The sequence below is a fragment of the Thermoanaerobacterium sp. RBIITD genome (assembly GCF_900205865.1).
In the GTDB taxonomy this organism is placed as follows: domain Bacteria; phylum Bacillota; class Thermoanaerobacteria; order Thermoanaerobacterales; family Thermoanaerobacteraceae; genus Thermoanaerobacterium.
This window is the reverse complement of record NZ_LT906662.1, coordinates 2,745,075-2,770,361: the sequence shown is the minus strand read 5'-3', so window position 1 is coordinate 2,770,361 and position 25,287 is coordinate 2,745,075. Positions and strand designations below refer to the sequence as shown.

25 protein-coding genes, 1 tRNA gene, 1 pseudogene and 1 riboswitch are annotated in these 25,287 nt (G+C 31.6%); of the genes and pseudogenes, 4 read left to right on the top strand and 23 right to left on the bottom strand.

What is annotated here, in order from left to right; genetic code table 11:
* Positions 1-250 precede the first annotated feature (250 nt).
* From CPG45_RS13330 to CPG45_RS13310, 5 genes are all read right to left on the bottom strand, one after another.
* A complete protein-coding gene (locus tag CPG45_RS13330; protein ID WP_096232373.1) occupies positions 251-451 on the bottom strand; it encodes a cold-shock protein in 201 nt (66 codons plus the stop codon).
* Positions 452-529: 78 nt separating this feature from the next.
* A complete protein-coding gene (locus tag CPG45_RS13325; protein WP_096232372.1) occupies positions 530-1,285 on the bottom strand; it encodes an SIR2 family NAD-dependent protein deacylase in 756 nt (251 codons plus the stop codon).
* Between the two features lie 48 nt (positions 1,286-1,333).
* Positions 1,334-1,480: an alpha/beta-type small acid-soluble spore protein gene (locus tag CPG45_RS13320; RefSeq protein WP_096232371.1), complete on the bottom strand. Its 147-nt coding sequence runs from the start codon at positions 1,478-1,480 to the stop codon at positions 1,334-1,336.
* A gap of 380 nt (positions 1,481-1,860) precedes the next feature.
* A complete protein-coding gene (locus CPG45_RS13315; protein WP_096232370.1) occupies positions 1,861-2,040 on the bottom strand; it encodes a hypothetical protein in 180 nt (59 codons plus the stop codon).
* 105 nt (positions 2,041-2,145) lie between these two features.
* A complete protein-coding gene (locus CPG45_RS13310; RefSeq protein WP_096232369.1) occupies positions 2,146-2,367 on the bottom strand; it encodes a NifU family protein in 222 nt (73 codons plus the stop codon).
* Between the two features lie 171 nt (positions 2,368-2,538).
* On the opposite strand from CPG45_RS13310, the gene namA reads away from it, so the two are divergent.
* Positions 2,539-3,561: an NADPH dehydrogenase NamA gene (gene namA, locus CPG45_RS13305; RefSeq protein WP_096232368.1), complete on the top strand. Its 1,023-nt coding sequence runs from the start codon at positions 2,539-2,541 to the stop codon at positions 3,559-3,561.
* Here the strand turns inward: namA and CPG45_RS13300 are convergent.
* The 5 genes from CPG45_RS13300 to CPG45_RS13280 form a co-directional block, all read right to left on the bottom strand.
* Positions 3,558-4,361, bottom strand: a complete 804-nt coding sequence (locus CPG45_RS13300) for a TPM domain-containing protein (protein ID WP_096232367.1) — start codon at positions 4,359-4,361, stop codon at positions 3,558-3,560. The two genes, namA and CPG45_RS13300, sit on opposite strands and share 4 nt — an antisense overlap.
* Before the next feature lie 12 nt (positions 4,362-4,373).
* The gene (locus CPG45_RS13295; protein WP_502695788.1) at positions 4,374-4,949 is read right to left on the bottom strand and encodes a LemA family protein; all 576 of its coding nucleotides are present in this window, start codon (positions 4,947-4,949) and stop codon (positions 4,374-4,376) included.
* 72 nt (positions 4,950-5,021) lie between these two features.
* On the bottom strand, positions 5,022-5,501 hold the full coding sequence (locus CPG45_RS13290; protein ID WP_096232365.1) for a GAF domain-containing protein: 480 nt from the start codon (positions 5,499-5,501) through the stop codon (positions 5,022-5,024).
* An 80-nt stretch (positions 5,502-5,581) separates the two neighbouring features.
* Positions 5,582-6,874: a [Fe-Fe] hydrogenase large subunit C-terminal domain-containing protein gene (locus CPG45_RS13285; protein ID WP_172856572.1), complete on the bottom strand. Its 1,293-nt coding sequence runs from the start codon at positions 6,872-6,874 to the stop codon at positions 5,582-5,584.
* A 97-nt stretch (positions 6,875-6,971) separates the two neighbouring features.
* Positions 6,972-7,748: a prolipoprotein diacylglyceryl transferase gene (locus tag CPG45_RS13280; RefSeq protein ID WP_096232363.1), complete on the bottom strand. Its 777-nt coding sequence runs from the start codon at positions 7,746-7,748 to the stop codon at positions 6,972-6,974.
* 213 nt (positions 7,749-7,961) lie between these two features.
* Between CPG45_RS13280 and CPG45_RS13275 the strand changes: the two genes are divergently transcribed.
* Positions 7,962-8,384, top strand: a complete 423-nt coding sequence (locus CPG45_RS13275; protein ID WP_096232362.1) for a hypothetical protein — start codon at positions 7,962-7,964, stop codon at positions 8,382-8,384.
* Positions 8,385-8,454: 70 nt separating this feature from the next.
* Here CPG45_RS13275 and CPG45_RS13270 read toward each other — a convergent pair whose 3' ends face one another.
* Both CPG45_RS13270 and CPG45_RS13260 read right to left on the bottom strand, forming a co-directional pair.
* Positions 8,455-9,525 carry a glycosyl hydrolase family 18 protein gene (locus CPG45_RS13270; RefSeq protein ID WP_096232361.1) on the bottom strand — a complete coding sequence of 357 codons (1,071 nt, stop codon included), beginning with the start codon at positions 9,523-9,525 and terminating at the stop codon, positions 8,455-8,457.
* Between the two features lie 511 nt (positions 9,526-10,036).
* Positions 10,037-10,112: transfer RNA gene (locus CPG45_RS13260), tRNA-Ala, on the bottom strand.
* Between the two features lie 362 nt (positions 10,113-10,474).
* On the opposite strand from CPG45_RS13260, the pseudogene CPG45_RS13255 reads away from it, so the two are divergent.
* A pseudogene (locus tag CPG45_RS13255) lies at positions 10,475-12,186 on the top strand (IS1634 family transposase).
* Positions 12,187-12,694: 508 nt separating this feature from the next.
* Here CPG45_RS13255 and CPG45_RS13250 read toward each other — a convergent pair.
* Positions 12,695-13,240 carry a restriction endonuclease gene (locus CPG45_RS13250; protein ID WP_197702819.1) on the bottom strand — a complete coding sequence of 182 codons (546 nt, stop codon included), beginning with the start codon at positions 13,238-13,240 and terminating at the stop codon, positions 12,695-12,697.
* 101 nt (positions 13,241-13,341) lie between these two features.
* On the opposite strand from CPG45_RS13250, the gene CPG45_RS16915 reads away from it, so the two are divergent.
* Entirely contained in the window at positions 13,342-13,530 is a 189-nt protein-coding gene (locus CPG45_RS16915) for a hypothetical protein (protein ID WP_157732413.1), read from the top strand.
* A 6-nt stretch (positions 13,531-13,536) separates the two neighbouring features.
* Here the strand turns inward: CPG45_RS16915 and CPG45_RS13245 are convergent, their stop codons facing one another.
* The 10 genes from CPG45_RS13245 to CPG45_RS13200 form a co-directional block, all read right to left on the bottom strand.
* On the bottom strand, positions 13,537-14,391 hold the full coding sequence (locus tag CPG45_RS13245; RefSeq protein ID WP_157732412.1) for a polysaccharide deacetylase family protein: 855 nt from the start codon (positions 14,389-14,391) through the stop codon (positions 13,537-13,539).
* A gap of 43 nt (positions 14,392-14,434) precedes the next feature.
* On the bottom strand, positions 14,435-15,685 hold the full coding sequence (locus CPG45_RS13240; RefSeq protein WP_096232358.1) for a glycosyltransferase: 1,251 nt from the start codon (positions 15,683-15,685) through the stop codon (positions 14,435-14,437).
* The gene (locus CPG45_RS13235) at positions 15,682-16,362 is read right to left on the bottom strand and encodes a hypothetical protein (RefSeq protein WP_096232357.1); all 681 of its coding nucleotides are present in this window, start codon (positions 16,360-16,362) and stop codon (positions 15,682-15,684) included. The genes CPG45_RS13240 and CPG45_RS13235 overlap by 4 nt, the downstream gene beginning before the upstream one ends.
* Before the next feature lie 267 nt (positions 16,363-16,629).
* Complete coding sequence (locus CPG45_RS13230) at positions 16,630-17,610, bottom strand: TolB family protein (protein WP_096232356.1); 981 nt, start codon at positions 17,608-17,610, stop codon at positions 16,630-16,632.
* Between the two features lie 46 nt (positions 17,611-17,656).
* A riboswitch (cyclic di-GMP riboswitch) is annotated at positions 17,657-17,743 on the bottom strand.
* Between the two features lie 365 nt (positions 17,744-18,108).
* Complete coding sequence (locus CPG45_RS13225; RefSeq protein ID WP_255405178.1) at positions 18,109-18,279, bottom strand: ATP-binding protein; 171 nt, start codon at positions 18,277-18,279, stop codon at positions 18,109-18,111.
* A 656-nt stretch (positions 18,280-18,935) separates the two neighbouring features.
* A complete protein-coding gene (locus CPG45_RS13220) occupies positions 18,936-19,253 on the bottom strand; it encodes a hypothetical protein (protein ID WP_096232354.1) in 318 nt (105 codons plus the stop codon).
* A gap of 2 nt (positions 19,254-19,255) precedes the next feature.
* Positions 19,256-21,202, bottom strand: a complete 1,947-nt coding sequence (locus CPG45_RS13215) for a TIGR03986 family type III CRISPR-associated RAMP protein (protein WP_096232353.1) — start codon at positions 21,200-21,202, stop codon at positions 19,256-19,258.
* Entirely contained in the window at positions 21,199-21,759 is a 561-nt protein-coding gene (gene csx19 / locus CPG45_RS13210; protein ID WP_096232352.1) for a type III-D CRISPR-associated protein Csx19, read from the bottom strand. Before csx19 ends, CPG45_RS13215 begins: the two co-directional genes overlap by 4 nt.
* Positions 21,756-23,132: an RAMP superfamily CRISPR-associated protein gene (locus tag CPG45_RS13205; RefSeq protein WP_096232351.1), complete on the bottom strand. Its 1,377-nt coding sequence runs from the start codon at positions 23,130-23,132 to the stop codon at positions 21,756-21,758. Before CPG45_RS13205 ends, csx19 begins: the two co-directional genes overlap by 4 nt.
* A complete protein-coding gene (locus CPG45_RS13200; RefSeq protein ID WP_096232350.1) occupies positions 23,125-25,287 on the bottom strand; it encodes an RAMP superfamily CRISPR-associated protein in 2,163 nt (720 codons plus the stop codon). Before CPG45_RS13200 ends, CPG45_RS13205 begins: the two co-directional genes overlap by 8 nt.

Here is a 25,287-nt window from a genome sequence, read left to right as displayed (position 1 = left end):
TTCTCGTGACAACTAATAGTATACCTAAAAATAATTAATTCGTCAATATCTTTTTTTAATTTTTCCCATTAACGGGTTTATTTATAGCTATTATGAATTATCGTACTAATCTTTATACTTCCTTTTTACAAAAATCAAAAAAATACTTATACCTTTAAAAAAATTATAAATTAAGAAATATCTATACTTCCTATGTGAAATAAAAAATGCAAAACCCTAACATTTCTGTTAGGGTAAGTTCTCTTATTAATCAAACTTTTTTAACATTTGCAGCTTGAGGACCTTTTTCAGCTTCAACTATATCAAACTCAACTTCTTGACCTTCCTCTAATGTCTTAAAACCATCTTGTTCAATAGCTGAGTAGTGTACGAAGACATCAGAACCTCCTTCTCTTTCTATGAAGCCATATCCTTTCTCAGCATTGAACCATTTCACTTTACCTCTTACCATTATATCTTCCTCCAAACGTGATAAATAATTTACCTATTTATAATAGCACTCAATCATATATATTGTCAAATCTTAATTTTATTTTTCTTCTTTATTTAAATATGTGATAATATTACTTAATGCTTCACTAGCAGAACATCTTATAACTACATCCGCCCTATTATCTTCAGGTGTTCTAGTTTTATTAATTATTATGAGATGTTTTACAAGGCCGGGCAAAAAATTGACAGGTGATACCGTTAATGAAGATCCTATTACTATCATCAAATCACTGTTGCTTGCCTCATGCCATGCCTTTTCAAAGTCTTCCGGCATAGGATCGCCAAACATTACAACATCTGGCCTTAAAATGCCATTACATTTATCGCATATCGGTGGAATCTCCCTTTTTTCTATTTTGTCATTGAGCACGTCAATAGAAACTTTTGTACCGCAGTTCATGCAACTTCCCGTTCTAGTTTGGCCATGGACTTCAAATATCCTATGTGAGCCAGCTTTTTGATGTAAGTTATCAATATTTTGCGTTATTATACCCGATATTAAGCCTTCATCTTCCATTTGAGCCAGTATGTAATGTGCTTTATTAGGCCTTGCATCTTTCATTGAGAGCAGTATTTTAAAACCATTGTTATAAAATTTTATAGGGTCGTTATATAAAACTCGCGTCGACAAGGCTTCCATTGGATCCATCTTTTCCCATAGTCCTGTTCCAGGGCTTCTAAAATCCGGAATACCGCTTTCAGTTGATATACCTGCACCTGTCAAAACAATTGTTTTTTTAGATTTTTTAATTAGCTCTGCGGCTTTTTCATAAACATTTGTATCAACATTCACTATACTCACCTCTTCAATACAAGTATATCACTTTAAAAAGATTATGCATCATAAAGTTATATGTTTTTTTCTTTTTTTTACAATAGCTCCAATTTTACCGGTTTCTTGAGCAGTTAAATTTGACCACCCGACTCTAAGCACTTTTTCAAATAAACCGAGTTCTTTTGCCGCTTCGATTTTAAGTTTTTCATTCATGGTATCAACTCCCCTTAATCATTATTTAAAAAACTGAAATAGGTATCTTTTCACCTGTAGATGTTCAATAATATAGTTCATATCATTTGGATAATGTATCATCATTTTTAAAAATATAATAAAAATTTATTTTGTATTTAAAAAAATATCCTTTGTGCTATCAATGTCTATAATATTTTTAGATGGTTTACTAGCATCATTCCAGTTCATTATCACATTAATTATTTTCCCATCTTTGATGATTTTAATTCTTATGAATTATCCGTTACTATTGCGTTTTTGTACCTACGATAAAATAAGTATGTAATTTCATCTTGGTTTATTGCAGGATTTTTAACCAATATTAGATTTGATGCCTTATCACAAAAATTATTTTTAATTTATTCTATAACCTTATTCACATCATGATGTGTATCATAAACTTTCCAATTATAATACCATGTATCCATATTTTCACTTATTATAATCCCCGTACATGAGTCTACAGCAATATTTACATTATTTATCGAGTTCTCATGTGTTTCATTCCAGTTAAATGCGTATGCAAGTTCTTTTGTCAAATAATATGCATTAATTTTATCTTTTTTTCATATATAATATTCTATGTATTTTACGAACATCATCCATAAATAGCAAAAAAAATCCGGGTAAATCCGGATTTTATTTTAAAGAGCAACAACTTCCTTAACTTCTGGTACTTCTTCCTTTATTGCTCTTTCTATTCCTTCTTTTAATGTCATCATTGCAAATGGGCAACCGCCACAAGCGCCTGTCAATTTGACTTGCACAACTCCATCATCAGATACATCGATGAGTTCAACATCTCCTCCATCTGCTTGAAGCGACGGTCTTAAAAGACTTAAAACTTCTTCTACTTTTTCCTTCACAATATGCCCTCCTTTCATTATTCCCTAACTTATTATACCACGAAAAACAAAAAAATAGAAATTATTTAAATGGATATTAACATTATATTTCCTTTTTAATATAATTTCTTATAAGATAATTTTTATTTTTTAAACTAAAGTGGTATCATATATTTGAAAGGGGTTGTTATTATGTTATTTACACCATTAAAAATAAAAAATACTACAATCAAAAATCGCATTATGATGTCGCCTATGTGCCAATATTCGGCAGGACAAGATGGCATCGCTAATTCATGGCATTTTGTACATTATGTTACAAGAGCTGTCGGTGGTGTTGGTCTAATAATGCTTGAAGCAACCGCTGTTGAAAGCAGAGGTAGAATATCTGATGGTGATTTGGGTTTATGGAGTGATAATCAAGTCGAACCATTAAAAAAAATAGTAGATGAATGCAAAAAATATGGAGCGGTTGTAGGTGTTCAACTTGCACACGCTGGTAGAAAATGCCAAGTTTTAAGTGAAATGCCTGTAGCACCTTCGACGATGGAATGGAGTAATGAATACAAGATACCACATGAAATTACTAAGAGTGAAATAGATGAAATTATAAACAACTTTAAAAGTGCAGCTTTAAGGGCACTTAATGCCGGATTTGATATAATAGAAATACACGCAGCACATGGCTATTTAATACACGAATTTCTATCACCTTTGTCAAATAAAAGAAGCGATGAATACGGTGGTACAACTGAAAATAGAGTAAGATTTTTAAAACAAGTAATAAAATCTGTAAAGGAAGTATGGCCCGGGGATAAACCCCTCTTCGTAAGAGTATCTGCTGATGATTATACTGATGGTGGAATCGATATAGAAGAGATGGTTAAAATCCTATCATACTTAAAAGATAGCGGTGTTGATTTAATCGATGTTAGCAGTGGTGGCCTTTTAAATGCTAAAATTGATCTATATCCCGGATATCAAGTAAAGTATTCTGAAAGAATAAAAAAAGACCCTGGGTTTATGACGGCTACCGTCGGTCTTATAACCAGAGCTGAAATGGCTGAACAATTGCTTAAAGATGGTAAAGCAGATTTAATAGCACTCGGAAGAGAACTTCTCAGAAATCCATATTGGCCATTATATGCCGCTCATGACCTTAAAGAAGATATTGAATGGCCACAACAATATGAAAGGGGGAGGTTTAGAGTCTAGCGTCCAGCTCCACCTCCACCTGTAGAGCCACCTCCAAAACTACCTCCGCCACCGCCGGAACCTCCAAAACCACCGAAGCCGCCACCAACCCCCCCGCCACCAAATCCTCCGGGACCACCGCCCCACCACCAATAACGGCGGAAGGGTCCTCTTCTATGATTTCCAAAGATGCTAAATGCTATAATAAGCAAAACAATTGCGGTAATAATATTGCCAATGTTATCTTTTTTACTTCTTGATTTTACTACATAATCGTCGGTATTAAAATTATTTAAATCAATATTATACTCTTTGGCCACACTTGCAGCAATTGCCTTATATCCGTCAAGAATGCCTCCAGAATAATCTTTCTTTTCCCATTTAGACAATACATAATCATCAAGTATTCTACCGGCGACAGAATCAGGTATAGCTCCTTCAAGTCCATATCCAATCGATATAAAAACTTTACCACTTTTGCCCTCTAAAAGTCTTTTTTTATCCACCAGAAGTAGTACACCATTATTTTTATCTTTTTTACCTATTCCCCAATTTCTAAACAAATAAAGTGCGTAATCAGATATTGGATAATCTCCAATATCGTCAACAGTCACAACTATAAGCTGTGATCCGCTTGCATCTTCTATCGCTTTTCCAATACTTCTTATTATATTTGCATCATTTTGGTTTACTAATCCTGCATAATCATATACATAGTCATATTCTGATGGTTTCGGAGGTATATTTGGTGCCGAAAAAGCATCAGTAAAAATCAACAAAAATAGTGTTACTAATAAAAAGACCTTGCCAAATTTACGCACTAACTTACCTCCTTATTTTGAAAAATCCACCTTTGGTACTTCCTGTGCACCTGATTGTGCTTTAAAGTATTGCTTTTCTGTAAATCCAAACATCCTTGCAAAGATTATATTGGGAAATTGCCTTATACTGGTGTTATATTGTTGAACCGCATTATTATAATCCATCCTTGCAACAGAAATTCTATTTTCCGTTCCTGCAAGTTCATCACTTAATTGTCTAAAATTTTGATCAGCTTTCAATGTAGGGTAATTTTCTGATATGGCAAGCAACCTTCCAATGGCTGTTCCAAGCGCATCATTTGCATTTGCCTTTTCTTGCACCGTATTTGCCAAAAGCAATTTTTCTCTTGCTTTATTTACGCTTTCAAAAACTGTCTGCTCATGTTTTGCATAACCTTTAACTGTCTCAACAAGATTAGGAATTAAATCTGCTCTCCTTTGCAGCTGATTATCAACCTGACTCCATTTGCTATTTACATCTTCCTGTTGTCTTACAAGTGAATTATAACTTCCAAATATTGAACCAACAAGTATTATAACAACTGCTAATACGACTAATAATACAATCGTAGATTTTTTCACAATCATTCTCCTTTCAAAAAGCTTATATTTTAATTATATATTATATATATGTTTTTTTCTACAAAAAATAAGGAGGCATTATGCCTCATTTTTTTGATTTGCAATTTTTTTGCTTATAATATTTGCAACTTTTTCTAAAAATTTTCTATCCTCATCATCAAAAGCACTTTTTTTATCACTATCTATATCAATCTCACCTATGATATCATCGCCAACACGAATCGGCACGACTATTTCTGATTTTGTTTCAAGACTACATGCAAGATAATTTTCCTCTTTAGTGACATCATCAACTACTATAGTATTGTTTTCAGCCACTGCTCTACCGCAAATACCCTGTCCAACTTTTATATTAGTATGTTCAGTAGGCCTTCCTATATATGGACCAATGGCAAGTGAACCATCTTTCATAAAATAAAAACCTGTCCAATTATAATATGATATGTTTTGATCGAGTATTTTTGCTACCTCTTGATAGAAATAATTCATATCATCAATTTCTTTTCCAGCTTTTTCTATCTTAGTAAGCAGTTCATCAAATAGTCTATTTTTATTCAACTAACATCAATTCCTTTCATTTTAAATACTCTGATTTAAAACGTAAATACGTTATTTCACTATTTAATACCTATAAATATTTACATCCTAGACGATTCCAGATTGACTTTGTCCTTATTTTTTTCATAAATTAATACCGCTTTTTCGTTATTTACAGCTTCATTAACATTTGATTTGTTTGCAAATTTATCAACACATTTTGCACCTATTTGTGGATTTACAAGCTTACCAGGCCCGCCAACACAGCCACCTATACATGCCATACCCTCCACAAAATTATATTTTACTTCTTTCCTCTCAATTGAATCAAGTATCTCTTTACATTGCTTTATTCCATTTCCTTTCGTGCCGATAACATCAAGGTCCGGCCTTAAATTTTTTATACTTTTCATAATTGCTTCTGAAACACCACCTGTATGTGCATATATTCTTCCATCGTGTGATGCATCATCGACAGGCATATTTACTTTAATATCATTAAGTTTAATACCATAGCCTGTAAATATAGCGTCAAGCTCTTCAAACGTTAAAACAGTGTCAACAGCATCTTTTAATTCTGGAAGTTTAGCTTCAGATTTTTTTGCTATACATGGTCCTATAAAAACAACTTTTGCGTCTTTGTCTTCAGCCTTTATAAATCTTGCTGTTGCAACCATAGGTGACACCGAATCTGATACAAGCCCTGCTATTTTTGGTTTATATGTCTTTGTAAGCCTAATAAATGGCGGACAGCAGCACGAAGTAATCATAAATTTATCACCGCGGTCCATTCTCTTTATGTACTCTCTTGCCTCTTTAACAGTAATCATATCAGCACCCAAGGCAACTTCTATAACATCATAAAATCCCAATAGCAAAAGAGCTGATTTAACCTGCTCTTCAGATACATTTTCTCCAAACTGCCCAGAAAATGCTGGAGCCAAAATAGCATAAACTCTATTACCTTTTTTTATCATATTTATTGTCTGGGCAATTTCTGTTTTATCTGTTATCGCACCTTCTGGACAAGCAGCAATACATAAACCGCATACAAGGCAACTTTCAAAATCAACTGTTGCTTTGCCTTTATCTGTTAGGATGGCTTTAGTCTCACAAGCTTCGTTACATACACAATTCTCATTATTACCGCCACTACAAGCCATATCAATAACAGAAATAAATGGAAAATCAATCTTATCTGGAATCTTTCCCTTTTCATCAAAAGTCCCAAGTGCAGCCCTTACTCTCATCTTTGCCTCATCAGGGTCAATTCCGTTTTTTACAAGGTTATCAACTACATTAATATAGACTTCTTCAAGTTTGTCCATTTTTTTTGCATACTCAGCAACAAGCGCATATATTCTTCTACGAAGTTTTAATTTCTCTTCTTTCATAAAAGCTATGTACCTCCTATTTTTTAATAATTTTATCATACTTAATTATTATTTTCCAGTTATGTTGTATAATACTAAAAAACCTGCTTATCGCAGGTTAGAAATTCAATTTTTTATTTTCCGGGTCATTTATAACTCTTCTCATCATCCAGTATGCAAGTGCCAGTATAAATGGTGTTGCAATTTGTGTCAATGTAAAGAATCCAATGCCAAGATGTTTATTTAAATAAACCGGAATAAACAAGGGGTTATCTCTGACTGTCTCCTCTATTAAGCCTCTCATAAGCTGATAGTAGAATATAAATGACCAAAACTGATATCCTTCCGGCATATGCTTTCTTTCAATATAAAAATATCTTACAAGCAGTATAACTCCCATAGTTACACCAACTAGTTGTGCAGGCCATCTGCCAAATGAGAAATCTGTCTGTCTACCTAAAACTTCTTGATTAAATATATTGCCTATTCTAACAAGTATATTTCCGATAGCAAGTCCAATAACAGCATAATCTTCAAGAGGGTTAATCCTAACATGCTTTTTACGGCAATAATACAATCCTGCAAGAAAGCCTCCAAGAACGGCACCATGCCACGAAAGTCCGCCTTCATATATTTTTAAAATCTGAATGGGATCTTTGTAAAACCAATCGATATCATTTGCCAATACGAACATTAATCTTGCTCCGACTATACCTGAGATAACGACGATCATCAAAAGATTTAGCAAAAATTCTTCGTCATAATTCAACTTTTTTGATTTGGTATACAAGTAATATGCACCCGCAGCGATTGATAACGCCATAAATATACCATACCAGTGTACTGCAAGGGGACCTATTTTAAATGCATATGGATTTATTGATGGAATGTACATATTTTACCTCCAATTTTATTATTTATTTGCCGTAATTTGATTATATTATTCTTATTATATTTAGTCAACGTTATTATTTTAAGTTCATTTTGCTAATTAATTCTTATTAATTATTTTTTAAGAAATCGTGTGAATTTTTACAATAATGTAATATAATATATGTAAGAAATATTTTTTAGGTCAAAATATATTTATAAAGAAAGAAGGGGCGTTATGAATTCAATTTGCAACTACAGATGCATTAGAAATACATTAAGCGAATATTTATCAGATTCTGATATCAACAATATATGTAAGCCTATGTCTGAAGTAACGGGTATAAAATTTTATTTTAAAATCCTGAAGTATGAAAACGATTCTGAATGGTTTGTTCTAATAAATAGCGTTGATAATGAATCCAGATTATGGTTTACCATTTTTCAAGACCCTTATGAATCCACAAATAGAATTGTAATAAATGACTTAAGTCTTAAAATCGTCAATAATGATAAGGTGAAAAAAATTATTGATATATTATATGATTATTTTTATGAATTTGGACGCATATCAATCTATTCTAATAATAAAATACAATGTTTAGATAATATAAATTTTATGCCAGATTCTAATAATATATATTTAACATATAATATTTAACCCCCTATTAAAGGGGATTTTTAATTCATTAAAAGCTATATAACTTGGAAGATGTGAAAACTTATCCAATTTATTTACTTCCTATTTTATTAACTATCACGCTCCAGAATGATGGTGTTTCAAAGCCTATTCTCCAAATACAAATACCATGGATACCATATTTTTTTGCAACATCGATTTTCTCTCCCATTGTAGTAGAGTTTTCAAACCACACTTGTCTCTTTACACCATAAGTGCTGTCATAATACGTATAATATGGCTCATGGTACGTATTACTCCATTGGATATTAACACCCTTCATTTTTGCTTTTTGCAATATTGTTTTTGTAGGTGATGAAAAACCACCTGTCTTATTTGCTGGCCAATCATATCCATATGTTGCGACACCAAGACATATCTGTTTCGGCTTAAATCCTTCATTTAATGCATCTTTTACATTGTACTCAACCCATTGTGCCGGTGATACAGGCCCTGGGGGTGATGATTCGTTATGTCTATCATATGTCATAAGTGTAACATGATCTACAAGTGGAGCTAATTTATGATAATCGTATATTCCCGATATTTCCGGTGAAACTTGATAATGTGGTATTACAGAAATATCAAGTATTTTTCCTTCTTTTTTCATCATCATTCTGAAAGTACCAATAAAAGCTGTAAGATAATCTTTATCTTGAACATAATTTTTCGTACCATGTGGTATAAACTCAAAATCGATATTGTACCCATCAAAATTATGTTTCTTTAATAAGCTAATTAGCTCATTCATTGTCTCTGTCTTAATTTTAGAATCAGTTAGAACAGAATCTTTGCTATCTGCAACATTCACCAGTGGAACAACCTTTAACCCATTTTTCTTTGCAAAATCTAATGCTTTTGGATTTGTAGAATCTTTAACAGTACCGTCGCCTTGCACTGTAAGCCATAATGGTGATAATGTATCAATATTTTTAGCATATCTAACGAGTGAACTATACGAATTATCATATCCTGCTGTATCAACATAAAAGCCTACAACATTTAAGCTTTTCTTAGCCGCAAAAGGTTTTTTAGCTGCTTTTTTACATCCGGTTAATAAGAAAGATGCAATTACAAATATAAAGAGCAAAACTATTATTAATCTTTTTCTTGATTTGCTCATAGATATAACCTCCTTATAAATGTCCTGGTTATATCTTTTCTAAAAATAATTAGATTTATGTATTTATATAATAGTTTATTCAAACATCAATTTCTTTTTATATAAAAAAATCAGGATTTACACCTGATTATAAAATCACAAAATTTTACTACATTTTTTCGTTTCTTTTTTATTATTATTCCCAAACAAAAATATCATCAATGATAAGGGAATATTCGATAATATTATATTACTTTCAAAAATACCTCCAAAGATTTTAAATATTAATTTTATAACAATTGTAAATAAAATTACTAACATAAAATATTTGATATCAAAAGGCGATTTGAAATATGATTGTATCTTTGTTCTAATATGAAATACTTTTTCTAATAATAGATCCTCAATTAGAATTAGTGCTATAATTATACTTATGTCCAAAAAGAAACTATACATAAGGACCTTATCCCCTTTTTTTAAAATAATATAAGGCACCATTTTATGCGAACAAATATTCTCATATTTGAATACATGGTGGAGATAAGGGGATTCGAACCCCTGACCTCTTACATGCGAAGCAAGCGCTCTCCCAACTGAGCTATATCCCCATATTTTCATTATATCATATAATATTTAAAATTCCTACATGTTTTTTTATAGAACTTTTTGGTTTTTGAAATGCATAATTCAAAATAATATGTTACATTCACGCTTTTTCGCACCAGTACTGAATTTTCCTCAAATTTCTTTTTGGCACACTTTGGCACGTCAGGGCACCTTTTGGGCACTAAAATGGCATAGCGTATCCTCCTAGTTTTGCAGCAAATTTTTATGTAACGTAACCCGAAACCATTAATTTTACTGATGATTTCGGGTAAATTTATTTTAAAATTTTGTCATATTTTGGTTGCGGATTATTATGGATTATGGTATAATATAGTCATATTGAATTTTATTGGGGGAGTTTAAGATGTATTTAAAGAAAAGTAAGCATAGTTCTGGAAGAATTTATCTTTCTATTGCAGATGGTTATCGTGATAAAGAAAGAGGACATACTAGGACCGTTACAATTAAATCTCTTGGATATCTTGATGAACTTCAAAAACAATACGATGACCCCATTGCATTTTTTGAACAGCAGGTTAAAGAATTGAACAAACAAAAGGCTATGAAAAAGGCTCCAATTACGCTTAGTTTTTTCCCAGATGAAAAATTTTAGCTAATACGGATAACCGTAAAAACTTTGGCTATGCTGCTTTTAGTAAAGTTTATCATAAGATTGAAATAGATAAATTTTTAAGAAACAGACAACGTCACTCAAAAGAAGAATTTGATGCTAATGCCATTATGAAGCTTCTGGTATTCTCACGCTTGCTTTATCCTGCTTCAAAGAAAAAGACTTATGAAAATAAAGATATATTCTTTGAGAAATTTGATTTTTCTTTGGATGATGTTTATAGATGTCTTACTTTTTTCAACAAGCATAGTGATGCTTTACAACTTTGGATTCATGAGCGCGTTAAGTCCCTGTATGACCGTAATACAGATTTGGTTTACTATGATGTTACTAACTATTATTTTGAAATTGATGAGCAGGATGAATTGCGTAAAAAAGGAGTTTCTAAAGAACACAGACCGGATCCGATTGTGCAGATGGGATTATTTATGGATACCAATGGCATCCCCATTACATATAAACTTTTTCCAGGGAATGCTCCAGACAAAACTACACTTATGCCTATGCTAAGAAGGATACAACATGATTATTCTTTGGGAAGAATTATTGTTGTTGCTGATAAAGGTATTATTACTGGTGATAATATCTGGTATACTTTATCTGCTGGTAATGGATATGTATTCAGCTACTCTGTTCGCTGTGCAGATAAGGAATTTAAAAAATATGTTCTTGATGAAAATGGATATACTTACAAAGGAAACAACTTCAAAATAAAATCCAGACTTTATCCAAGAGAAATATTAGTAACTACCACTAAAGGGAGAAAGATGAAAAAGATAGTTGATGAGAAGCAGGTTGTTTTCTATAGTGAAGAATATGCTTTAAAGGCAAAATATGAGAGAGCTTCTGCAATAGAAAAAGCTAAAGATTTGATTAAAAATCCGGCAAAATACAATAAATCAACATCTTATGGTGCTGCTAAATATGTAAAAAATCTTATTTTTGATGAGGAAACTGGTGAAATATTGGAAAGTGCTCGTCAGCATCTAGCATTTGATGAGGAAAAACTAAAAGAAGAAGAGAAGTTTGATGGATATTATGCAATAGTTACCAGTGAATACAAGGAATCTGATGATAAAGTTATTGAAATGTATCGTGGTTTATGGAAAATAGAAGAAGCTTTCAAAGTAACTAAAAGCGATATTGAAAGCAGGCCGGTGTATTTATCGTTGAAGGAGCATATTGACGCTCATTTTCTGATATGCTTTATAGCACTTGTAATCGTAAGAATACTTGAATACAGGCTGAAGGGCAAATATTCCGCTTCAGCTATACTTGAAAGTCTAGCTAAAGCATCCTGCAGTTACATTCAGGAGAACTATTGTCTTTTTGATTTTAATAATGATGTTCTCGAAGATATAGGTAAAGAACTAGATATTGATTTTGGGCGGAAATATATGCGCTTAGGAGAAATTAAAAAAATTTTAGGGGAAGTAAAAAAATGACATTTTCCGCTACAACTTATTGACAAAAACAAAAAGCCCAGAAGCCTTTAATTTAAAGGACTTATGGGCATTTTTTATCCTTTTTTACTGCAAAAGTCAGGATATAATATTTAAAATTCCTACATGTTTTTTTATAGAACTTTTTGGTTTTTGAAATGCATAATTCAAAATAATATGTTACATTCACGCTTTTTCGCACCAGTACTGAATTTTCCTCAAATTTCTTTTTGGCACACTTTGGCACGTCAGGGCACCTTTTGGGCACTAAAATGGCATAGCGTATCCTTGACACCAAAAGGGTCGGAGGCAGTATAATAGGCAAAGCAGTAGTGTCAGAAGTAAATAGTTTTATCCAGAGGAAATTTTGCACAAAAATTTGAACTTAACCTAGCAAACGATGAAGCTGCGAATGAAATACAGAAACTGGCAGCATCGACTAAGGAAAATGAAGATAAATAAAAAAAGCCCCTCATAATTTAAACAAAACACTGGAGGGGCTTTTTTAAAATTATATCCCGGTCCTTCTTGCCGATTCTTGACTTACTATTTCCTTAAATCTCCTATAGCCATCAACCCAATCAAATATCACATCATCTGCAACTTTAGCAAAATGCTTCTTAGCACATTTTATCTTAGCATCTTCAACCCGTGTCAAGTCTTTCTTTTCTTTATCACATTTAGTTTCTACAATAAAATACAGTTTGGCGGATGACACATCTATTCTGTAAATAACCGCCCAATCAGGAGAGTAATTGCCATAATGAGTATCAATCGTAAGACCACCTTTTTTCAATTTTGTAAAGAGCAGTACATCAGGATCTGCATCTAAACTTCTGGCAAATTCATACTCGCCGTCACTGTCAACTTTAATATATTTATATAATGCCTTTTTATAGTCTTCATTAGTCTTATAAGCTCGTTTATTATCAAGCATATAGCGCTCAATCTCTTCAACAGCAAATATTGTATTTTCTTGAAATACATATCCGTCAATTACCTCATAATCAATATTTTTTACCTCATATTCTGTAAGCTTATCTAATATCAATTTCATAACCTCATCCAGTACAGCCTGTTTTTGCAGCAATTTCTTATTTTCTAAACCAGCAATAATTTTATAACTTAAATTGCAATATTAAATGCAAAATAGTATTTTTGAGAATATATTTTGGCAAATATCGTTTTACAGCATATGTATCTGGTACAGAGTATTGGCATGAGTCTATAACTATTGTTGAAAATTTGTCTGCACGAAGGTCTTCGCATCTTGCTGTATCAAAAAGGGATAATTGCAACATTAAATACGAACTTTATTCTTCAAGAATTTCTGCAGGTATCATGTAATCCCTTTTAATGCCTGTGAGCCCAAGCAGCTACCTGTGACCAGCTATTCGGGGTAACTAAGATGCGTCCTATAAAAAAACACGGATCTCCTGGATGATTTACTCTTGATTTCAATGTGAATATATTAAATATTCCATGTTTCATAAGAATGCGGTCGGTTGAAGGTGTCCCAAATCCATATGGATAGGCAAAATATTTTACCCTTATACCAAGTTGTTTTTCAATGCAAGCAATTCCTTTTTCTGTATCAGAAACAAAAAGCTTTTCTTTATCTTGGAGAAGAAAAACAGGTTTTTTCGTTCGAGGATCAAAATAATGAAGGTTGTAAGTATGCAGACCAATAGTGCAAATACCGCTATTTACCATTTCTTTAACTTGATCCCATGAACACATGTTAAAACCTTCCCATTCTTTTCCTGCCTGATCTGCTATAAAGAAGAGAAGAAACGGAATATGTTTTTCTTTGAGCAACGGAAATGCATGTTTGTATATGCTAAGATCGCCATCATCAAAGGTTATGAGCACAAGCTTACCAGAAATTGACTTATGCCCACGTAAGTAATCTTCAGCTTCCTGAGGAGTTACAAAGCGGACTCCCTGCTCGGTTAAGTATTTCAATTGGCGGGTAAATTCCCTGGTACTGATGGCATAACGGGAAAGTTCTGATTCAGAAGGATAGAATAATCTTCCCCAGCTTAAAATCCAATAAGGTAGCACCCTATGGTAGCAAAGAACCACCAATCCATCTCCCTTTAAATTTTCTGAAGTTGTTGGTGTTATTTTTCTTTGCGTAAAACTACAACCACTGATAAATATAGTTAAAAGCAATGAAATTATGATTAACCGGTATAAACGCTGCAAATTTGATGGCTCCTTTCTAATACGCTGAGTTATTTTTGATGTATTATCTTCCTAAAACCGTCCGTTTTGGGCTTTTCCACCTGCCAGCATGTTCAAGGCTTCCGAAAAGGCCCTTTGGGGCTGTCCAGACCATTGTAAGCGCACCAAAAGCGAAAAAAAAGATAGGATACCATGGAATCCAAAAAAATGTACGATAAAGCTTTGGATCATACCGATGATTGAAAAAGAGCGCTGCTGCCATTTGAAAAATACATGCGATGGAAATCAAAGCACCATACCATGCCGGAATTGGACTAAAACCAGTGGGTGATGATGTAAAAAAATATGTAATAAACCAATATGTTGTTCCTAACACAAAAACAAAGGCCCAAAAAGAACTGAGCACAAATTCTAAGTATGTGGGGTAAAGATATCGCCATTTTAAATCTTTAAAGATATCTTTGTGTGTGCGTAAAAGGTGCCATCCTCCCAGTGCCCAGCGGCATCTTTGCTTCCAATATTCCTTAAAGGTAGAGGGACATTGTATAAAAGCAACTGCCTGTGGCGCAAACCATACTTCATAAAAATGACGCTGGATCTGCCAAGTAATGTCAATGTCTTCAGTGGCAGTACGCGATGAAAAGCCGCCAATCTCTTTAAGGACTTCTGTCCTATAAGCAGTAGCACATCCAGATACAGTAAGGACACGTCCGATAACCCTCTGCGAACGCTTGATAAGTCCTATAATAGAAGCAAACTCTGCTGCCTGCAGCTTTTCTAAGATATTCATACGTCTAACAACCAATGGATTTCCTGTAACAGCTCCAAGCCTTGGTTGTGTGCAAAAAGGAGCTACAAGATATTTTAATGAATCAGGCGTCAGAATGGTGTCAGCATCGATTACTACAGTTATTGAGGTTGTTACACTTGTTGCAAGTGCATAATTCAGCGCTTGGGCCTTGCCACAGTTTTGAGTAAGGCTCAGTAAGTGAAAATTGGGATTAGAAGAAAGAAAATGCCTTATGACTGCTACTGTATCATCTGTAGAGGCATCATCGATAAAAACCACCTGATAATCGGGATAAGAAAGTAAGCTTAAACTGGTACATGTAGCAGCAATACTCTCACTCTCGTTGTGGCATGGTATAAGGATGGTAACAGGAGGCCAAATATTAGGCCAATTTTTTTTATCAAGGTTTCTTTCTCGTCGCCACCAAAAGTAGAATCCTAATATAGACCAAAGTATGCTTAAAGCAAAAGGATAAAGAAAAACATACCAGCCGAGAAACCACCAAATATTCTTGATTAGTTTCATTTGTTCTCCTCCTCAAAAAAAGATTGTCTTGACAGTTTGGTTATAAATTCACCGTATAACCCGCAGGCAATTACCTGTTCAAGCTTTTTGGGGCTAATTATCTCTCCTGCTGATAAAATGATTTTTCCATTTTCATCATGAAGATCCTCCTTTAAGGTTGTATCAATAAAAAACATCTCATTAGAGTAACGTTTATGATTTTCTTTATTCTCAGATGCAACAGCAGTTTCTTTATAACTTGCACTATCTGATATGATTTTTGAATAAAGTTTTGACATAGGCAATGAAGTTGAAACAGCGAAAGATGAGGTATCTAAAATATTTTCCTGCCACAAAAGCTTCTGTGTCTTAATGGCTGGGAATAAAAGTTGCCTATGGTTACGTTGGTAATAACGGTGATAGTGGTAGCGGGACCATAAAAGTGCACTACACCAAAGCAGTACAGCCCATAAGATTGCAATAAGAACTACTGTGACAGTTTGATAAACAGCACTGGGTACAAAAAGCTCTTTTAGCCATAGTCTTGCAAGTAGGTACCAGCCAATTGCACCTAAGGCCCATATAATAGCTAAAAACAATAGGGTCCATGCCCCTAAAGTTGCAGTAACTATTAATAACCGAGCCAATCTATTCTTAAGAGCATCGTAAGGAGTTGGTTTATTTTTATTAATATTCATAATACCACCTGCGAAAATTTTTTGTAAAATTTCTCCAAATATTCTAGTTTATCAAAGATACATTAATTACACAAGATAAAAAAGCATTCCAAAGTTTTGCATTTATTATTGCAATTTAGTGTACACACTTTTAAACTTTATTTTTTGCTTTTTTTTAACCCTTTTAAACTACCATTGCAAACATAATCCAGTACTTAATTCCCAGGTTCAGTATTGGGGCTTATGGGATTAAGTACTGGATATTTTAACAATTATGGTATTTTTTCATCAATTTTTTATGATAACAATCGGATTAAATACCGGTTTAGTATCGCTAATAATCTTGAAGACCTTGTTAGTAGTGATATCAGCAATATATCCTTCATACCTGTGTTCATCATTGCCGCGTTCTGAGTTGAATACCAACCATTTATTTGTTCCTAACACCCAATGTGGGTCTGCTTCGCTTACCCCTGAAGCATTAATAGGTAATAACTCTTTATAAGTTGAACCTGGAGGAATGCGGTAGATATCATCTTCATCATCATTGGATCTTCCTATGAAGTATAAACTTCCATCATCTCCAAAAGCGGGGTACCATCCAGTTGCTTCTATCTGCTCCCTACTGTTGTCCCAAACGACTATTTGGCTTTTGTCTCCTATACCTCTTGTATATGCTATCCTTCCATCTGGTGCAAAGTTTGGTGCCCATTCTTCAGTGTCAGGTGTATTTGTAATTTCCTGTATGATAGAACCATCAAGCGCACATACGACAATATCACCATTTCTTTTATATACAACCTTACTGTTATCCCAAGACAAACGAGGATCTTCTGAACGTGAAATTCCGTCTGACAACATGCGTATATTTGATAATTTATCTTTATTTACATCTGCTATATAAATCTGCCATGCTCCGGTTTTATTTGAAGCATATACCATTTTTTGGCCATCCTTTGAAATGTCAAAGTTACCGGCATTGCCGCTTACTAAGGTTACTACTTCTCCAGTATTAAAATCTTTTGATTTAATATCTCCTGGAAATCCAGAAAGATAAAATACTTTAGATATATTTTTATACACAAAATTATCGTTATTTCTGCTATTTCTAAAGGAATCAAGAGCTAAATTTGTAATCTTTGTATTATTTGCAAAATTTACTTTTACATTCTGGATATTTATATTACTTTTAGCCTCATATGAACGAAAACCAATTATGGAAGATATAAAAGTAAGAATCAAAACCATCACAACAACTCTTTTAATCATATTATCCCTCCTATATGAAGTCTCATAGGAACCCCATATAGGAGTTCCTGGCAATTTGGCAACCATAGCGATTAATCGCCTTAGGCCCATAATTTTGCGTCCTTAGATTTCTCTAAGTTTGCCTTTTTCAGGATTAAATATTCTCTTGTTATCTTTATTTTAATTTTTATTGATACATATGTCAATTTATAATTGATAATAACAGCTTTAAAGATTAAATTCCTTAACAAACATCTTTAAGCTTAAAATTTTAAATATAGGTAAAATATCTTATGCTCTCTTTTTTCAACTAAAGAAGCTTCTGCCACATTAGCAACTTTTTATAGTTTATTTCATTTACAATCGACAAGTAATAATAACCCCCCTTGTAAAAGACAAGTACTTTCCGACAAATTTAGGAAAATAATTTACCTGAATTTTTCCCAGTTATCCATTCAAGAACGACTGCCTGTGTTTAAGGTTGTAACTTTTACCTGTCATTTTAAAAAGCTCACACCTCTATGTTAATCTATCCAGTATTGCTGTTGTAAGAGCAAGATCACCTAATAGCTCGTTCCAGCCCTCCATTCCTTTATTCAACATGGTAACAATTGAAGTTTGCTCATGAAGTGCCGATATAAGCTGAAAGGACATATTTGTTCCTTCTCGTGTTATTAGAAGATATCCTATCCCATTTTATGGAAAGTTAATTATTATACGAAATTGAATGCTAAACAGTGGATTTTACTGAGAATTTACAACATTCAAATTCACATAACATTTTAGTTACATAATCGTCTTCAGCCAATCCACCATATCTTGCTTTTCCCTCTTGTATATTTTTCGGGTGGCAAGACATTAGGGCTCACAGTCCTCTACGGCTTTTCGTTTTATTTTCGGATTTACCTTGGCATAAACTTCAGTTGTCGTCACAGATGTATGCCCCCGGAAGTCCCCTATATAGATTGGATGCGAAATAACAATATAAAGGTATCCCGGTATGATTTTATTGTATTTATTTTATGAAGTAGATAACCGTGCCATAAGTCGATGTTATACATTTTTATAGAAAAAGCCTCATTAATCCTAAGCCCGAAACTATAAAGTCATTCTAGACAACACCGGGTAATTTTATTTTACCATTAACATCCTGTTGCCATCATTGTATTGCGTTTTTATTATTTTACGGTTGTTCATTTGAATTTATTATTCCGCTCAACTTGCTTCCCCAAATTAGGCAATTTGTCCAGCATCAATCATATACAATAATTATTACTGTATTCCTAAACTCATACAGCAAACAATATATAAAGATAAAAAATGGAAGAAATTATGCAAGCTTTCTTTTAAAATTGAACAACTACCACTTTAAAGCCCTCTGTTTCTATATCCTCAATTATTCTATTTAAAGTATTATTATCATCATATCCAGAATTATTACTCCAGTTCTTATCTGCAATTAAAACACATTGTTTGTCAAAATCAATACTTTTAATATGTTTAATAAACTCTTTAAAAGAACCTTTCTGATAATGCGGGCTTTCGTTAAAATTGATTATGCATTTATCACCCTTTTTCCAGCACGGACAAGGCTCATAAATTAATTGAAAAGGCTCCTGATATCCGTCATTTCTTTTAAAAATCAATGTGAAGCATAAATACATTTTTAATTCCTCTCCTTATATAGTTTATTTAAAGTAATATCATTATCTAATATATACGGTAAAGTTTTGTATATGATAGGCTTTGTACCACTTGCTTTAATCTTAGCATCTTTATGTCCATAACCAATCTGTTTGTTTCCTATAAACCATTGATGTGATGCTACACTATTCGATTTACCAGGTTTTGTTTTATCTTCGCCTATTGGATAATTTATATTTTGCGGAGCTTTCATAAAATCAGTAATTTTTAAAAATTCTTGTACGTTTTTCTTATTATAATCAAACGGTCTATTTTGTTTTAAATCTATTTCATATTTACTCAATTTATATGATATTGTATCGCCATCAAATAATATATCTCTTTTTATGATTTTATTTATTCTAATTTTTATTGTACCAAAACCAATTGGTTTCCCTCTGCCAATCTTATGACAATTCGTATTATTGTTATCACCAATATTTAGTGTCCATACAAGTTTATTTAGTTCATCTTCTGTTATAGCATCAAAATATACTCTAAAACTAAATACATTATTCTTCTTTAATGGTCTTACCTTACAATTTCTTTCATTTTGCTCATAGACAAATTTAGCTTTCTTAGAATGCCAGTAAAATTTTCTTCCTCTTATTTTAGGAACATATTTATCAAATTGTTCAATTTGTTCATCTTGTTCATTTCTATCTTTATAATTCCAGTTAAATGCATAATCATAATTCCACATGTCATATGTCTTTCCTTTATCATCATATGGTCGCTCAAGGTAAAATTCTGTTGCCGAAATTTTTGGAGATGCTAATTCAGGCAAAATACAAATTTCATCATAGTAATCTTCATTACGAGTTTTTTTGTTTTTTATTTTTGCATCTGTAAATCTTAAGCGTGATGCTAATGCATTATTTTCACTACCATTACCTGTAAAGCCAAAAAGTGCACAAGCTTCACATAAATTTTCTCTACTACTACAAGGTTGATAGCCTCCTTGACTCTTTAAGATATCACTTAATCTATTTGAAAAAACTTCTCTTCCAATACATGCAGGCGAAAGATATACGTAATTCTTACCATCCTTTTTATAAGTAGAATAATATACCGGCAGTACTCTCTTACCATTTTTAAAATCTTTTGATGTTAGCAAATCATTAAATTTTTCATATTTCCTATTATTTTTATTTAATTCCTTATATATATCTATCAATCCAGCTAATCTATTTATATCATCATCTGTTATTTCTATGTCTTTTATCATTTTACCCAATTTAAATATAGACTCATGATGCTTTTTTATAAAATCCTCTCCAAAGTGAATATAACCTTCTTCATAATCTTTAACGTTAATATTTGATATATTTGATACTGTAAATGGCATAAAATTTTTATTTTTATATCTTTTGCTTCGCTTAAAATAAATCTTATCCCCTTCGTTATATTTTGATAAAATATTTTTAAAATTTTGTGCATTATCAATTGAACAGTCTTTTACTTTTATCATTAATCTTTCCGCTTCATATAGTTTCCATTCCCCATTTTCTTTTTTTAATAAGCCTGATTTTGCCGGTATTGTTGTTCTTTTACTTAATATATCACTATCGTCTATTGTTGACATACATGAATCTGTCAAAGCTTCATATGCAGAACGTATAACACCCCTTATTTCACTTGCCGGTATAACAGGTTCTGAATATTCAGATGTACGTTTTTGATTACGTATATCATCATACGAGAAAAAGTCATAAGATTTATATTTTTCATTGTCTGTAAATGCATTTTCATTTGTTGTATTAGGTATAAAAATTGGTGTTAAATTTTCCAATTCACATTCAATGTAGCCTGTTAATAATTCTTTATTATTTATATAATCATCAAAACTCTTCCTATTACACTCATTTCCTAATGATATAAAATTATACGGATTCACAAACTTTATATTCGCATCTTCCTTCCAAGTCATATTATCTCACTCTCCAACTCTTTAAAATCTTTATCAAAAAATCCACATAACCTTGCATCATAAAATCTTAAAATCCCATCCTCATCAAAATCATAATAGTTATAAACCTTATATCTAATCGGCAATTGTTCCCAGGATATATCATATGGAAAATATATTTTTATACCTCTTTCCCTCTCTTTAAGAATTGTCCATTTTCCATCAGCTTTTTCAATCGTAGAACCAAAAACTATCGGATATTCCACAAATATTTTTTTATCTTTTAAAATCCTTTCATTATGATCTATATTATTGTCAATTTCAAAGTTATCTTCTTTAAATCTATAATAAAAATCGTCATTTATTTTCCAGATATGTAGTTCACCATTTTTATCAAAAACACGAATATCAATTATATGCTCCTCATCAAATTTATTATCACCATAAAAACAAATTGTATCTTTTGTAGCAATACCTAAAAGAACCTCATAATCTTTTTGTAATAAAATATTGCAGCATCTACTTTCACAAAATCTATGAATTAAAGATTTTATTTTATCAATATCAATGGAATTCACTTTGATACACCTCCTACTATGAAATCATATAAACTCTTTAGATATTTTCTTTCAGTATTCAGATCGACAATTTCATTATCAATGTATATTTTATCTCCATTCATAATGCCTCTACCAACTGAAGCTTCACCACCTACTGGGATAAAACCATTTTGTATATCCTTTATCACCAATATTAATAACCCTATTATCCATTCTTCTTCTGATTTAACTTTTATAGTTAGATATGTTTCTCCACCATAAATAGGCTCTTCATTAAAAAGTGCAGATTCCGCCGCACCACCAGTAAATCTGTCTATTTTTACTCTCGTTTGATACAATGTTCTACCATTATTAATTTTTGCTTCTTCAATTAATATTTTTGATGATTTTGCTTTTTTGCTTTCATTGTCTACATATCCAAAAATACAATTTATATTTGAATTAACTTTATCATTAATTTTATAATCATCCAGCTTTAACAATTTATCATAAAACAATTTAAGTATCTTATAGCATCCACTTCTTATAGCACCACCCCAGCTTGTACCAGGAATAACCGGTATACCATTGCTTGTTATATGCTTTTGATCAGAATTTTCAAGGTTATTATAACTTCTTATAATTATCGATGTTTCTATATTTAGCGGGACTTTTATTGTTTTTCTATTATTTATATGTGTTTCATGTTTAAGTTCATCCAACTTTTTATTACCAACAAAACAATCCCAGTCAAAATTAAACCATTTATTCAAATTTTCTTCTAAATGCTCTTTATCATTAAAATTGAGATCTAGAATTTTTATAGTGTTTTTATCAATTGTACATTTTCCTAAACCTCTATTAGTCTTTCCGCCTAATCTTATTTCTCCATTTATCATAGAATATAAAATTTTGTATAAAATACTTTCGACTTTATCATTTAAATATGATAATTTTCGTCTAAGCTGTATTTCCATTCTAAACAGAAAACAACTTCCACTTTCAATAACTTCATAATCGTATTTATTATTTTCTATTGACGTCTTTGTTTCATAATCAAGCTTTACACCATCACGTGTACTAATTCTATCATTTCTGTAGTTTATCATGCTTAAATCATAAAAATATATGGAGCTAATTGTTGATTCACCATCATCATTATTTTTGTCACTATTCCTTTTCCCAAATAAATACTTTACATATTCAGGTTCATCATCCTCTTTAGATCCATCTGATAAGAAATTACGCAATACACCTGCTATAGAGCTCCCCGGTACATAAGGTATATCTTCATTATCTTTTACTACATCTATATCTGTATTAGTATCATTACCAGAACCTATCATACAAGGTGTTTCTAACTTTAAAATTCCTGAAACAAATATTACCCTTTCTATTTTATTATCATGCATTCCTTGCACCTTCTTTTTCCTTTTTTAAATATCTTAGTACATTAAATAATTTTGTATAATAAAAAGCAAACAATTCATTTACTATGTTTGTATCTTCCATATAATTGATATTTAAACTTTTAAAAGTTTGATATGTTTCTAATCCTCGTAAAATGTTGATAAAGGTATTATCCTCTAAATATTTTTTTACCCCATTTATTTTTCTTTCTTTTTTAAATTCTTCCGATAATAATTTTTTAAAATGTTCTTCACTATTAGATTTTTTTAATAAAGTTTTTAGCCTACCAATAGTTGAATTTGTCATATTTTTCAGTCCATAATTTTGATTTTTTGCATCACTTATAGCTTTTTTGATTAATTCTTTTTTTAATTTTTCTCTTTCTATATAAATTATTAACGGTTTCACATATTGTGATGTTAAATTCATATCGACAAACTCATCATTTTCATTATCCTTTTTTTCTAGCGGTTTAAATCCATGAATATTTACGGCAATTCTTCCAAATCCTTCGTTTGTCCTCAAGCCATATGCTTTTGTTAAAAGTCCTGAAAAATCATTACTCTTATCTTTTATATCAAAGACAAAAACACTTCCAGAAGCTAATGCTTGAACTTGTTGCCTTGGCAATCCCCATTTCGAATTAAAGCCATATACTGTAACGTGCCTTATAAAATATTTATCATTACACACAAGAGAAGGATATTCTTCTTGTATTATTTTTATAAAATTCCTTGGATCTGAATCAATATTGCCATATTCATTACACAGTATCATTGGTGAAGTAAGTGTTATAATCAATTTTTCTTCATCATCTATATTAATTTCACTATTAAGCATTTCTATTTCTCCAAAAGATATTTTAGCCCTTGAATATTCCGCATTTTTAGATTTTCCTATAAAAATTATTGAATCCTCTGGTATAAGTTCTTTTATTAATCCAAGATCCGATTTGCTGCCAATTATGCCACCTTTAAATTTTTCTCCCGCACATAAAGATAGATAACTATAAAATTCACCAGATTTCTTAGTAGCATGTCCAACAGATTTATCTTCAGGTCTTTTATGATGATAATGCAGTACATATTTTGGATTTATAATATTAATATACTTACCTTGAATATTTATATAATTATTCGAGAATGAATTTGTTTGAATTCTTTCTTTTTTAATATACTCATAATCCTGATCATGAGCCAAATCAAAATAGTTTTCTTTGTCTTTTTGTTTGACAATACTTACTGGTACAGGTATATAGTCATTGTTTTCTTTATCTGTTGGATATGCATTTAAAAAGCTGACATCCTTTGATAAAAATATCCTTTTAAAAATAGGATCATTTTCCGCATCATTAATTTTAAATTTTTTAATATACTGTGTCGCAAAATACCCAAGAATGTTACCACCAGGTATATAACTATTAGTCACATTGCTATTACCACCAATATTCGAAACAATTGTATCAGATAACAATTCTATTATGTATGTTAATTTATATTTATTATTATCGCATATATCAGAATTAATATTTATTCTCTTATTAATTTCATTAATGTTGTTCTCTATTAATTCACACCTTACCTCGCCTAAGCCTCTCGTTCTTGATAGTCCAATATGTCGGATAATTTTACATGCATCTCTAAGCAATTCAACTTTTTTATCATAATCTATCATACTATTAATATTTATATTCAAATAAAATAAATTTCCCTTTTTAATTGTCCGTATGACTCTCAATGATTTATCTTTTGAAATTCCGTTCTTTCTGTCTATAGCAGTTTGTTGATGAATATTTGTAAAATATGACTTTATATATTGTTTGGGGAATAAATTTTTGTAGCTTTTGTTGTTATTACATATTTTTATAAAATTAGCAATAATATGATAATTTTCTATATAACCATTATCAATATACAGCTCACCAATAGAATTTGTTTCGGGATCGCCAAATAAGTCATTAATAATTTTCTGCGAATATTTCTCAGGATAAATATCTGAAATATCTTCAGCGGCCTCCCTTAAAATACCTTTAAATCTTTTAGCAGGCAAATACGGTATGCCATTGTCATCATAAATTACGTCGACATCTATTATCCCTGATAGCCCCTCGCCAGAAGAAATACATAAATCCGACTTTAATTCAACTTCTATATGCAT